The 12744-nt window shown below is 39.8% G+C and carries 10 protein-coding genes; 8 read left to right on the top strand and 2 right to left on the bottom strand.

All coding sequences use genetic code 11. The features are described from left to right. The first annotated feature begins 567 nt into the window (after window positions 1–567). The 3 genes from D1839_RS11280 to D1839_RS11270 all read left to right on the top strand — a co-directional run bounded on the left by D1839_RS11280 (window position 568) and on the right by D1839_RS11270 (window position 3121). Window positions 568–1833 carry an argininosuccinate synthase gene (locus D1839_RS11280; protein ID WP_120380005.1) on the top strand — a complete coding sequence of 422 codons (1266 nt, stop codon included), beginning with the start codon at window positions 568–570 and terminating at the stop codon, window positions 1831–1833. 234 nt (window positions 1834–2067) lie between these two features. Beyond that, on the top strand, window positions 2068–2439 hold the full coding sequence (locus D1839_RS11275; protein WP_199690090.1) for a CidA/LrgA family protein: 372 nt from the start codon (window positions 2068–2070) through the stop codon (window positions 2437–2439). After that, the gene (locus D1839_RS11270) at window positions 2432–3121 is read left to right on the top strand and encodes an LrgB family protein (RefSeq protein ID WP_120380003.1); all 690 of its coding nucleotides are present in this window, start codon (window positions 2432–2434) and stop codon (window positions 3119–3121) included. The genes D1839_RS11275 and D1839_RS11270 overlap by 8 nt, the downstream gene beginning before the upstream one ends. 647 nt (window positions 3122–3768) lie before the next feature. On the opposite strand, the gene D1839_RS11265 is transcribed toward D1839_RS11270, so the two are convergent. Then, window positions 3769–4830, bottom strand: coding sequence for an NAD(P)/FAD-dependent oxidoreductase (locus D1839_RS11265; protein WP_120380002.1), 1062 nt, complete (start codon window positions 4828–4830; stop codon window positions 3769–3771). A 272-nt stretch (window positions 4831–5102) separates the two neighbouring features. Here D1839_RS11265 and D1839_RS11260 point away from each other — a divergent pair, with 272 nt between their 5' ends. From D1839_RS11260 to D1839_RS11240, 5 genes are all read left to right on the top strand, one after another. After that, on the top strand, window positions 5103–5579 hold the full coding sequence (locus D1839_RS11260) for a PaaI family thioesterase (protein ID WP_120380001.1): 477 nt from the start codon (window positions 5103–5105) through the stop codon (window positions 5577–5579). Window positions 5580–5694: 115 nt separating this feature from the next. Next, window positions 5695–6339 (top strand): LytTR family DNA-binding domain-containing protein, encoded by a 645-nt coding sequence (locus D1839_RS11255; RefSeq protein WP_120380000.1) that lies wholly within the window; start codon window positions 5695–5697, stop codon window positions 6337–6339. Window positions 6340–6472: 133 nt separating this feature from the next. Next, window positions 6473–7987, top strand: coding sequence for an acetyl-CoA hydrolase/transferase family protein (locus D1839_RS11250; RefSeq protein ID WP_120379999.1), 1515 nt, complete (start codon window positions 6473–6475; stop codon window positions 7985–7987). Between the two features lie 359 nt (window positions 7988–8346). Continuing rightward, window positions 8347–8898 carry a D-glycero-alpha-D-manno-heptose-1,7-bisphosphate 7-phosphatase gene (locus D1839_RS11245; RefSeq protein ID WP_120379998.1) on the top strand — a complete coding sequence of 184 codons (552 nt, stop codon included), beginning with the start codon at window positions 8347–8349 and terminating at the stop codon, window positions 8896–8898. 387 nt (window positions 8899–9285) lie between these two features. After that, entirely contained in the window at window positions 9286–10938 is a 1653-nt protein-coding gene (locus D1839_RS11240) for an FAD-binding dehydrogenase (protein WP_199690089.1), read from the top strand. A 300-nt stretch (window positions 10939–11238) separates the two neighbouring features. On the opposite strand, the gene htpX is transcribed toward D1839_RS11240, so the two are convergent. Continuing rightward, the gene (gene htpX / locus D1839_RS11235; RefSeq protein ID WP_120379997.1) at window positions 11239–12114 is read right to left on the bottom strand and encodes a protease HtpX; all 876 of its coding nucleotides are present in this window, start codon (window positions 12112–12114) and stop codon (window positions 11239–11241) included. Window positions 12115–12744 lie beyond the last annotated feature (630 nt).

Here is a 12744-nt window from a genome sequence, read left to right as displayed (position 1 = left end):
AAAATCCCTTCTCCAGTAGCTAGCTGCTAGTTTGCTAGGGCTAATTATGTTAAGGGAATGTGGTGTATTGTCTAGGAAGTTAAATTTTGTTTGGTGCGTAAGGTATTGAAAGGCAACTTCGTCAGGCTAAGACATTCAGGAAGTAACAAACTGGAATAAGTCATCATTGGTTCGTGCCTCACCATGATTCCTAAAACTTTAGTTGCTTCGCTCCAGTCGCTACGTTGCTAAACGGGCGCTCTGCGCCTTTGTTCTACATTGCTGTTCATTATCATAGGGTTGCTTGATTTCCATCAATTTTGAAAGGTATTTCTTTGTATTTGGGTATATGAAATACGTTTGTATCTGTCTAGGGATATTGATACATGCTGTTTATGGCAGGGATATCCAAAAGTGGCGTAAAAAATAATTATTTACAGTTAAATTATAGCATTATCACTAACAAGGAAAAATAATAACGCATAGGAATTGTAAAAATTCATAAGAAAACATGCGAATAGCCCTTGAATATTTATTCATTATAGTGCATAATGTTTCAGTAATAGATTGGTTAAAGGAGTGTCCGTTGTGGGGAAGAAAAAGATTATTTTAGCTTATTCGGGTGGATTGGATACATCTGTAGCGGTTCGTTGGTTACAGGAAAAATATCATTATGATGTGATTGCCGTTGCGCTTGATGTAGGAGAAGGGAAAGATCTCGATTTTATTCAACGTAAAGCATTGCAGGTAGGAGCTGTGAAATCGTATGTAATTGATGCAAAGGCATTATTTGCTAATGAATTTGTGTTACCTGCATTACAGGCTAACTTATTATATGAGGGGAAATATCCATTAATATCAGCTTTATCACGACCACTCATTGCAAAGATTTTAGTTCAAATCGCGAAAGAAGAAGGAGCAGTTGCGGTCGCACATGGATGTACAGGAAAAGGAAATGACCAGGTACGGTTTGACGTCGCCTTTACAGCTTTGGAGCCAAAGTTAGATATTGTGGCACCAGTAAGAGAATGGGCGATGTCGAGAGAAGAAGAAATTGCCTATGCTAAAGAGCATGATATTCCGGTGCCGATCGATTTAGATAATCCATTTAGCATTGACCAAAATCTTTGGGGACGGAGTAATGAATGTGGGATTTTAGAAGATCCATGGATCGAAGCACCGCAAGAGGCTTTTGATTTAACGACGGATCCGCAAGCAGCCCCAGATGAAGCGCAAATTGTAGAAATTGCTTTCGAGCAAGGGAAGCCTGTTTCGATAGATGGCGAAAAGCTGCCATTGCAAGAGCTTATTTTGCAATTAAATCAAATAGCAGGAAAGCACGGCGTCGGCAGAATTGATCATGTAGAGAATCGACTAGTTGGAATTAAGTCACGTGAGATCTATGAGGCTCCAGCAGCAGTAACGCTAATTGCTGCGCATCAGGAACTGGAAGCATTAACGTTAACCAGAGAGGTAGCACAGTTTAAACCGTTAATTGAACAAAAACTGGCACAGGCTGTTTATGATGGTCTTTGGTATTCGCCATTAACGCAAGCATTAACTGCTTTTATTTCGGAAACGCAGAAGGACGTGTCTGGAATTGTAAAGGTCAAGCTGTACAAAGGACATGCTCAAGTGGTTGGCCGAAAGTCAGCACAGTCGTTATATGACTTTGATTTGGCGACGTATAATGCAGATGATGCATTTGATCACGAAGCAGCACTAGGTTTTATAAAATTATGGGGACTGCCGACAAAAGTACATGCAACTGTAAATCAAACGCATGCCAACATGGGGGAGTCTGTAAAAGAAGCAATTTTAGATGTGAAAGAAAAAGAGGATTTACCCCTATAAAATGGAATTTTCCGAAGTTCGCATTGCCAGCTAGGAATGAGACAACATTAATGAAAAAAATTGCCAAGGCAGGAAGTAATGCCTTGGCAATTTTTATAGATTTCATTAAATTTTACGTTTTACAGCGCTTACTCTGATTTTTTTGTTATTATAGAAGCTATTCGTTTACCAACAATGAAAAATAACTGCTATAATATAGAGTATTCGTTTGAAAATGGCAAGGAGGAAAGAAACGTGGAAAAGGTAGGAAAAATGATTATGCATATCGGTTTATTGTATATCATTTTCCAATTTGGTAACTGGATACAACGCACGTTGCATTTATTTATCCCAGGAAGTGTTATTGGAATGATTGTGTTGTTTCTATTATTAAGTACAAAACTCGTTCGAGTATCTTGGATTGAAGAAGGTGCCAATTACATTGTTGCTAATTTAGCCTTCTTTTTTATTCCCGTAACAGTAGGAATTATAGAGTATTATGATTTGTTTTTAGGAAAAGGTTCTTTATTAATCTTAATCGTGTTAGTGAGCACGATGTTGGTGATGGGTGGCTCCGGATTTTTTAGCCAATGGCTGATGCGTAGAAAGGAATGGAAGCATGAGTGAATTTTTGATTGCTAGTTTAGCTATTTGTGGTACTTTTGCGATTTATCATATTGCATTATGGGTTCATCGCACGTGGAATCATTCGTTAACTGCTCCTGTATTAGTAGCTACCACCCTGGTCATTGTGGTTCTAATCACTTTTCGTATCCCTTATGAGACATATATGGTTGGGGGGAAATGGATTAATGAACTGCTCGGACCAGCAGTAGTTGCACTTGCATATCCCTTATATAGATATAAAGATACATTAAAAAAAGTGGCTGCGCCGATAGTAGCAGGAACATTGCTCGGAGGGATTATTGGAATATCTACAGGCCTATTGCTTGCTCAGTGGGCAGGATTTGAAGCAACCATTGTTTACTCATTAACGCCAAAATCGGTAACAACGCCTGTTGCTATGGCGGTAACAGAATCAATCGGCGGAGTAATGCCGCTAGCTGCTATATTTGTCATGATTGCAGGTATCGGTGGTGTGCTCATGCACCATTATGTATTTCGGTTGTTTCAGGTAGATCACTATTTAGGAAGAGGTGTAGGCATGGGGAGTGCTTCTCATGCAATTGGAACAGCTACTTCTATGGAGGTGAATCAGCTGGAAGGTGCAGTCAGCACGATATCGATGGTCATGAGTGCATTGGTCGTATCAATTATTGCACCAAGCCTTGTACAACTGATGATGTAACAGGAGATGACTTTATATCCGCGTTGGCTTGGAGTCTGAGATGTTTTATTCCAAAACGTAAGGTGCTCGTAAAACCCCATTTCGGGGAGATCAAGTAGATACCAATAAGTCTAAGTCAAAGATAACGGCACCTAAAATCCCGACTCGTTGGGCCAGTAAGATATTTAACGAAAAAGGCATTACAACAGGACAAGAAAAGCTTCGGAAGCGACACCTCGCACGCAGAAAAAGCGTTCTTCTTTTTCAAGGGAACTTGCGGCTTGAGCCTTTGTACTTCATCAGTGGAAGAAGAAAGACACTCCTAATGATCAAAATTTCACTTTATCAACGGGGAGGCGTTTCTCCCCGTAGCATTTATCAAGGATTACATGAAGCCGATTGCTTGGAATAACACGCCATTTTAATCCCACATAAAATTGCCAGTGAGTCCTCGACCGCTCTATGTGGTGAATCCATGGGGATGAATCTGAGCTCAAACTGCTTGTCTGTTCTTCTAATAACTAGTAGGAGTTAAAAGAAATCCCACGAATAGAAGCTTTATTTTTTATTTTCCTTAAAAAGGCTATCTTTATTTGCCAAAAATGTCCCTTTTTCCGCTGGTGAAGGGCCATTATTTTTTAAAGACATAAACAGACCTATGTTACTGTTTAATGACGTTTATTTAACCAAAGCACACCTGATTTTGCAATCCGTGGTAATAAACCAGTCAATGGCTTCTGCATCATATTGCCAAATCCGTCTGATTTTCCAAGCGAGCCTAACGTCCCTTTTAATTTAATTTCCTTTGGTTTCTTTGGTTGTTTGCCTTGCAGTACTGCTAATAATACTTCAGCGACTCGTTCACCTTGCTGACCCGCCAGCTGCCCGCTTGGGGAATATTCCGAAGAAGCGCAGTCACCAACTACATAAATATTCGTGTTTTCTGGTACTTGGAAATATTCATTTACAACGATTTTTTCTTGCTCATCTTTGACAAAGGGGAGCTCCCTAACTAAATAATTTGGTCTAACGCCAGCCGTCCAAATGGTAACATCGTTCACATAACAGACACCATTATTACAGACGCCATCTTTTTCTACATATTCGACATTTGCATGATGCAATACATCGACATCATTCGCCACGAACCACTCGGATACATATTGCTGAATCTTTGGGTCAAATGCTTTTAACACCGTTGCACCACGATCAAGTAAGCGAATATTGAGGTCGGGTCTGCTCTCTCTAATCTCTGAAGCTACTTCAATGCCACTCAACCCAGCACCAACGATAGAAACCTTTCCATATGCCTTTAAATCACAAACAGCAAGTCCTGTTTTTCTTACATTGGAGAACGTCTGTACACTATGGGTGAATTCTTGTGCTCCTTCAATGCCATGATAATTGTCCTCACATCCTAAGCCGATAACAAGGTAATCATAAGCTATGATTTCACTCATATTGGAAAAAGAGATCGCAGCCTTAGATGTATCAATTTTCGCAATTTCCCCATAAACATAACGAACTCGTTGATCGTCTGGAAAATGCAGGCGAACATCTTTATCTGCAGACGTACCAGCAGCAATGGTATAAAACTCTGTTTTTACGGAATGATATGGATTCCTGTCGACAAGGGTGATTTCAACATCCTCTGGCAGCTGATGATCAAGTAATCCTAATAGCGCTTTCAGTCCGCCATATCCCCCACCTAATATGACTAATTTTTTCATGCCACAAAACCCCATCTCTAAAAATTCTTTTTAATTTGTTCAAACGCTTATCATGAAAATATAACCCCAACTTACTATTTTAACGGAGTAGATTTATTTGAACAACCCCTTCTATGCTTATTCTAGCGAACATTATGAACGATGTCATTACTTGATTCTGGTTGGTTTTATAACAGAATATTAGTAATATTAATATACTTTAATGGACAAATAACTAGGTACTGTTCACCCAACATAGCTATGTTATACTAAGCAAAAAGGAGGGAGATGTAATGGAAACAAAGGCGATTCAAGATATTTATCCAGAAGATTATGCTTGGTGCTATGGATGCGGCAGGCGAAATGAAACGGGTCTTCATTTGAAAACAGTATGGGACGGGGAGAAAACGGTGACTACGTATACACCACGGGAGGAGCATATTGCAATTCCTGGGTTTGTATATGGAGGGTTACTAGCTTCGTTAATCGATTGCCACGGTACTGGTTCTGCCTCGATAGTCCTTCATAAGAAAAACGGGCATGTCATAGGCGATGGAGCTCAAGCGCCTCGATTTGTAACTGCTTCGTTAAAAGTGGATTTTATGAAACCTACTCCACATAGTACAGAACTGAAAGCGATTGGGGTAGTGGAGGAGCTTCATCCTAAAAAGTTTAAGGTGATAACGGAAGTATATGCAGATGAGGTTTGTTGTGCTAAAGGAGAAGTAATTGCAACAGTTATGCCAGATTCATTTAAAAAGAATCGCTAAAAAATCAATGATGAAGCGACATGTCAGCTTATTAAACGGCTATAATTATATGAACCGTAATCAGTGTTTCACTTTATATAAAAGAAATGAGGTATAAAGGAGTAACTATAAAACGATGCAACGACTTACTACAAGTTCTTTATTGGACGTTATTGGAGAGTTGTTTTCCGATGAAATTTCCATAGCTGTAACTTCGACGACAGAATATATTTACTATCGACCAAGCCTGCGTGTGGATTTAAAGATTCGTCCGGGGGATCCAATCAAAGAAGGAACGTTAGCAAATAAAGCAATGGTGACGGAACAAAAGGTGTCCGAATTTATCGATCGTCAAGTGTATGGTATTCCTTATCATGGAATGGCTGTACCATTTCATTATCAAAATGAATTAGAAGGTTGTGTTATGGCTATATATCCTGCTTTAACAGAAGGAAAATCAGTCATTACGGTAAAGACATCAGATGGGTGGAAACCACTTTCATTTAGTGATGTGCTCTATTTAGAAGTAAAGGACAGAAAAACATGGGTAGTTACGAAAGAATTCACGGGTATACATCGAAAAGCGCTTCAGGAATTTGAATATATGCTACCGAGAGAATATTTTATCCGCTGTCATCGTTCATTTATCGTAAACGTAAATCATATTACACATATTTATCCAGATACTCACTCCACTTTTTTATTAGCTATGGATAACGGGGATCAACTTCCAGTTAGTCAATCATATTCCAGCTATTTTCGTAAATTACTAGGGTTTTAAAACTAGCTGTTTTAAACAATAAATTTACTGTTTCAAACCGATTCTATCTATCTCTGTCATAGAACCGCAAAAAAGAAAGCGCTTCATATAAAATAGATTGTAAATTCTTAATAAAACGGAAAGGGGTCTAGGGATGGGGAAACAACTAGATAGAATCGGTGATGCACGTTTACATGATCGAATAGTGACTGCAGAAACGGCAGCAGCTTGGATCCAAGATGGCATGACGCTAGGCTTAAGCGGCTTTACCCGGGCAGGGGATGTAAAAGCTGTGCCAACAGCGCTTATTCAACGAGCCAAATCTGGTGAGAAGCTGAAGGTCAATGTGTTTACAGGTGCTTCTTTAGGCTCTGATATTGACAAAATGATGGCAGAGGCAGGCATCGTTCATAAACGCTTACCATTTCAAGCAGATCCAACCATGCGAAAGAAAATAAATGCTGGAGAACATTTATTTGTGGATCATCATCTTTCACACACAGCAGAAATGGTGCGAGCGAATGTATTAGAACCGGTAGATTATGCAATATTGGAAGCGATTTCGATAACAGATGACGGGCAGGTCATTCCGACAACATCGATTGGAAATTCGCTTGTATTTGCTGAACATGCTAAGGCGATTATTATTGAAATTAATACCGCGCAATCAACCGCATTAAAAGGAGTGCATGATTTATACAGTCCGAATCTGCAAGGGGAGCGAGAGCCAATTCCGCTTAAGGAAGTCGAGGAGCGGATTGGCACAATAGGTATTCCAATGGATATAGATAAGGTTAAAGGGATTGTGTTTACGAATCAGCCGGACTCTCCTTCTACGATTGTGCAGCCTGACCAGGAAACAGAGATTATGGCTGGACACTTATTAGATTTTCTACGAAAAGAAATTGTCCAAGGACGCTTAACTGAAAAGTTGGCACCCTTACAATCGGGAATTGGATCGGTGGCAAATGCAGTACTTCATGGCATGATTCATTCGGAATTTAAGGATCTGGAAGTATATTCGGAAGTCCTACAGGATGCTGTGTTCGATCTAATTGATGCAGGTAAAGTAAGTGTAGCCTCATGCTGTTCGATTACACTGTCGGAAGGGAAAATGCAGGAGGTATTTAGCCATTTTGATAATTACCGTGACAAAATTATTATGCGTCCGCAAGAAATTTCCAATCATCCAGAAATTATTCGTCGTTTAGGGATTATCGCAATTAATACTGCACTGGAAGCAGATATATATGGCAATGTAAATTCGACGCACGTATCTGGAACAAAGATGATGAACGGCATCGGCGGTTCTGGGGACTTCGCCCGAAATGCTAGGTTAGCTATTTTTGTAACCAAATCAATTGCCAAGCAAGGAGATATTTCCAGTATTGTTCCATTTGTATCTCATGTGGATCATACCGAGCATGATGTAGATGTACTAGTTACTGAACAAGGCTATGCAGATTTAAGAGGGTTGGCGCCAAGAGAGCGTGTGCCGTTAATTATAGAAAATTGTGCTCACCCAATATATCGAGAGCAATTATGGGATTATTACAGAGAAGCGTTAAAAGGTGGCGGGCAGACACCTCATAACTTGGAAAAGGCATTTAGCTGGCATATGAATTATGCGAAAAATGGTACGATGCGTGAACTTGTAGAACAAAGATAACGGCTAATTAGATGCATGAAAACAAAGGGGCTAGACATAATATATAGAAGCTTCATTTCTACAGGAGAGATGAAGCTTTTTGCTATCTAAAAAATGAGCCTGAACATTTGTTTATCCCGTATATAAGGTGCTGTAAGGTCCCCACTTCAATACAACTAGTTTAAGGGAGATAATAGCACCTAAATGCCCTTTTTCGTAAAAGGTCTTTAGGTCAGGTCATATCATTACAGTACTTACAACAATTAGTGAGGGATGAAAGAATATTACCACAGGCTGAAGTTTCACTTTGATGTAGATCATTTGATACAGGGGCGGGATCAGGTAATGTTGGAAGAAGTACTTTAAATCGAGGTGAGAAAATGCAATCATCAGGGGTTTTCCTTGATCGTGATGGCGTTATTAATGAAGTATTATCGGAATGTGTTAAGTTTGTTAATCAGCCGCAAGATTTTTATTTGTTACCCGGTGTAGGTGAGGCGATAAAGCACTTTAATATTCTGGGATACTTCGTATTTGTCGTTACAAATCAAGGTGGAGTTGGACTTGGTCACATGACAGAAGGTGAATTAGCTAAAGTTCATCAAAAAATGGCAGAAGAATTAGCGCTTTATGGTGCAGTAGTTGATGCAGTGGCGTATTGCCCGCATAAACCACATGCCGGATGTGCATGCAGAAAGCCAAATGCTGCTATGGTAACTCGCTTAGCTAAAAAGTACCATATTGATTTATCGACGAGCTATATGGTAGGTGATCGCCATGCTGATATGGAAGCAGGAAAAAAGGCTGGCACAGCAACAATTTTAGTAGGGGAAAGAGAGAAAAATCTCCGCTATGCGGATATGGTATTTCCTGATTTATCATATGTCGCTACCTATCTAACAGGAGTTCGGGCAATGAAGAAACAACAATAAATTTGTTAAATAGGATAGGGTGCTTTTTTATAAGATAAAAAAGTAAAAATAGGTGCTTGAGGATAACGAAATAACCGAATAGCCATGACAGGATCTCACCCAGCAACGATGCGGCTTCACGAAATTGCCGCCCTACGCTAAGGCCCCATCGGTTCGTCCCTAAGAGGAAGGATGACTAAAAATGGGCTTTCCTGCCCAGACGCCGGCATCCTCCTGTTTGAGTGGCGTGATTCCTTTATCTCCGTTCCATTCACTACGTTCTAAACGAGCCTTTGCTCCTGCATCGTAACTAAAAATTGAATTTGCAAAATTGCGAATAAAGCAGGATTTTTTCTTCCTTGTATCGAATTCTTTCCATAAATGGATTTTTAGAAGCAGGGGGGGATCATGGTGGACGCAGATATTATTGTTGTCGGCGCAGGATTAGCGGGTATTGTTACTGCAGCGGAAGCAGCAAATGGTAATAGACGTGTTTTATTATTGGACCAAGAACCAGAGCAATCTTTTGGAGGGCAAGCTTGGTGGTCATTTGGCGGTTTATTTTTAGTGGACTCGCCAGAACAACGTCGCATGGGGATTGCCGATTCTAGTGCATTGGCATGGCAAGATTGGCTTGGTACAGCAGGATTTGATCGCAAGGAAGACAATTGGGGAAAGAAATGGGCAGAAGCTTATGTGGAGTTTGCGTCTGGTGAAAAACGGGCATGGCTTCATGAAATGGGAGTGCGCTTTTTTCCTGTTGTCGGCTGGGCAGAAAGGGGGGGACAACTGGCTGATGGCCACGGTAATTCTGTGCCACGATTCCACATCGTTTGGGGGACAGGACCAGGTATTGTAAAGCCATTTGTTGATAGGGTGCAAACACATATAGATAACGGTTTGATTCAGTATTTGTCGAGACACCGTGTGGATGAGCTGGTAACAAATAATGGTGTAGTAGCAGGCGTGAAAGGTTCTATTCTTGAAGCAAGTCATGTTGCAAGAGGAGAAGTGAGTTCAAGGAAAGTGATCGACCAATTTGATTATCAAGCTGATGCAGTTGTCGTAGCAAGCGGGGGAATAGGAGGGAACATGGAGTTGATTTGTAAGCATTGGCCTAGACGCCTAGGTCCGCCTCCAAAACAAATGCTTTCTGGTGTTCCTGCGCATGTAGATGGACGCATGCTCGCTATTTCAGAGGATGCAGGAGCAAGAGTCGTTAATCGTGATCGCATGTGGCATTATACGGAAGGGATTAAGAATTGGAATTCCATTTGGCCGCAACATGGTATCCGTATATTGCCAGGCCCATCGTCCATATGGTTAGATGCGGAAGGAAATCGATTAGCGGCACCTAATTTCCCTGGGTTTGATACGTTAAGTACGCTAGAAGCAATTCAAAACACAGGCTATAGCTATTCATGGTTTATCTTAAATCAAAAAATTATAGAACGAGAATTTGCTTTATCTGGATCAGAACAAAACCCAGATTTAACAGGAAGAAGTTTGAAAAAAGTATTAAAGCGGGCTTTACCGGGAGCTCCTGAACCAATTCAAGCGTTTATGGATAAAGGGGAAGACTTTATTATTGCGTCTAATTTAGATAATTTAGTGATCGGCATGAATCGATTAACGAAAGAAAAACGGTTACACGTGTCACAAGTTGAAAAACAAATTCGCGCTAGGGATAGGGAGATGGATAACCGATTTACAAAGGATGCCCAAGTAACGGCTATTCGAGGTGCTCGTTATTATACAGGTGATCGGTTGATTCGTGTTGCAGCTCCTCACCAGTTATTAGATCCAAAAAATGGACCGCTCGTTGCTGTTCGGCTTCACTTACTTAGCAGGAAAACATTAGGAGGCTTGCAAACCGATTTATTAGGACGTGTTCTTGATATCGACAATAAACCAATTACAGGGTTATTTGCAGTAGGGGAAGCAGCGGGGTTTGGAGGTGGCGGCATTCATGGCTACCGATCATTGGAAGGAACCTTCGTTGGAGGCTGTTTATTTACTGGCAGGCAAACGGGAAGAGTGCTAGTTACAGAATTAAACTAACAACGAATGGTTTTCCTGACCGGAAATGGTGTTGCTTCTTTTGTAATGCTAATAAATTTTATGTTGTGAACAGTCAGATAACCTTGATGTAGGATTAGCGGAAACCATCATAAATAAGGCAAACCCGATCCCATGGTGGTCGGGTTTGCCTCAATATTTCTGTTTTGAAATGTTAACTTCTGATCGATTTAGATCTTCATATGCTAGCTTAAGTCGCAGACGGCTTTAACCAATAGCATTTTAAAATCTTATTCAATCTCATAAAAATTCTGTTCTATCATTGCAGACCCAATACAGTTTTTACGATAAGCGTTGAATTCGCTCATCTAAGCTTGGGTGTGTTGAAAAGATAGACGCTTTTTTATTACCGTTAATTTTTAACGTAGCAATTGATTTTTCTTCTTCACGCACACGACTCGAATACATTTTTAGAGCTTCCAATGCGTGTCGCATTTTGTCTTTACCAGCTAAGTCAGCTCCTCCTCTATCAGCATGAAACTCCCGATGTCTTGAATAAGCAAATACAATGAGACTGCCAAGAACAGAAAAGATAATTTGGAAGAATAAAATCGCAAGGAAATGGACAATAGGTGCCAACTCTTCTTTTACAAAGCGCGTCACGATAAAAGCTGCGATTCGGGCAAGGAAGACAACAAATGTATTTACAACTCCTTGTAACAGCGTCATCGTCACCATATCGCCATTAGCAATGTGTGCAACTTCATGGGCAATAACTCCTTCAATAGCATCATTATCCATTTCGTGCAACAGACCGCTCGATACTGCAACAAGAGATTGTTTTTTACTAGGACCTGTAGCAAAGGCGTTTACTTCCTTTGCATCGTAGATACCTACTTCAGGCATATGCATTAAACCTGCAGAACGAGAAAGACGGTGCACCGTGTCGACAATTTCTCGTTCTTGCTGGCTTAGATTGTCATTCGGATCTAGCACGCGGACGCCCATCATTTTCTTAGCCATCCAACGAGATAGACCTAATGATATAAACGAGCCGGTAAATCCAATGATGGCGCTAAAAATGAGTAGTGTTCCAAGCTGTAATTGTCCATCTTCTCCAATATAATTCCATGTTCCTGGTATAAGCATAAAAATAATGCTAATCGTTACTAATACTAAAACATTCGTTAATATAAAGTAGAAAATTCGTTTTCCCATCCACTATTCTCCCTTTTTATTTTTTATCACATGAAGACATGATGTTGTCATCTGATGCTCATTCATATGCAATTATACTGCGTTTCGTAACAGCTTCATATTCATTATTTCGTTATGTCATATGCTTGAGTAAAAATACATTGCTATTTAAAATGGAACTAATAATTTGGCGTGTTTGTTTATACATCTCCATTTAAAGCCCCTTACTTCATATTATAAATTGTTTTGTAAGAGCTAACAACAGGGAAGTAAAAAATTTTTGGTTATTATTTGTAAGTTAATTATTTGACAATAGTATATTAATCTATTATTATGGTTACATAAAGTAACCTGGTTGTAAAAGAACAGAAGTTACTTTTTGAATAAATTGCAGCAAAATAGGGAAGTTTGGAACATAAATAAGGTGTTACAAGGTTGATGAAACCTTATTAGCTATATGATGATACGTATGTTTTGGGTGGTTTATGTAATAAACTTATACATTAAAGAGCATTCTAAAACATATCTCATCTTACTTGGAACAAGAACTTCAGTTAAAGTCTGCAAGAAACATAAAGACCTGCGGTAAAATGTCAAGAGAAAAATAATTAAATATTTGATTATCAAGGGACAATTTATCTAAAAAAGGCA

Origin of the sequence: Roseburia sp. 1XD42-34 (assembly GCF_009917385.1) — a bacterium.
In the GTDB taxonomy this organism is placed as follows: domain Bacteria; phylum Bacillota; class Bacilli; order Bacillales; family Amphibacillaceae; genus Virgibacillus.
This window is presented reverse-complemented; position numbering and strand designations above follow the sequence as displayed.

Bases quoted from the DNA above. Each gene is read 5' to 3' on its own strand.
- D1839_RS11270 (WP_120380003.1), top strand. From the start codon at position 2,432: ATGAGTGAATTTTTGATTGCTAGTTTAGCTATTTGTGGTACTTTTGCG.
- D1839_RS11265 (WP_120380002.1), bottom strand. From the start codon at position 4,830: ATGAAAAAATTAGTCATATTAGGTGGGGGATATGGCGGACTGAAAGCG.
- D1839_RS11260 (WP_120380001.1), top strand. From the start codon at position 5,103: ATGGAAACAAAGGCGATTCAAGATATTTATCCAGAAGATTATGCTTGG.
- D1839_RS11255 (WP_120380000.1), top strand. From the start codon at position 5,695: ATGCAACGACTTACTACAAGTTCTTTATTGGACGTTATTGGAGAGTTG.
- D1839_RS11250 (WP_120379999.1), top strand. From the start codon at position 6,473: ATGGGGAAACAACTAGATAGAATCGGTGATGCACGTTTACATGATCGA.
- D1839_RS11245 (WP_120379998.1), top strand. From the start codon at position 8,347: ATGCAATCATCAGGGGTTTTCCTTGATCGTGATGGCGTTATTAATGAA.
- D1839_RS11240 (WP_199690089.1), top strand. From the start codon at position 9,286: ATGGTGGACGCAGATATTATTGTTGTCGGCGCAGGATTAGCGGGTATT.
- htpX (WP_120379997.1), bottom strand. From the start codon at position 12,114: ATGGGAAAACGAATTTTCTACTTTATATTAACGAATGTTTTAGTATTA.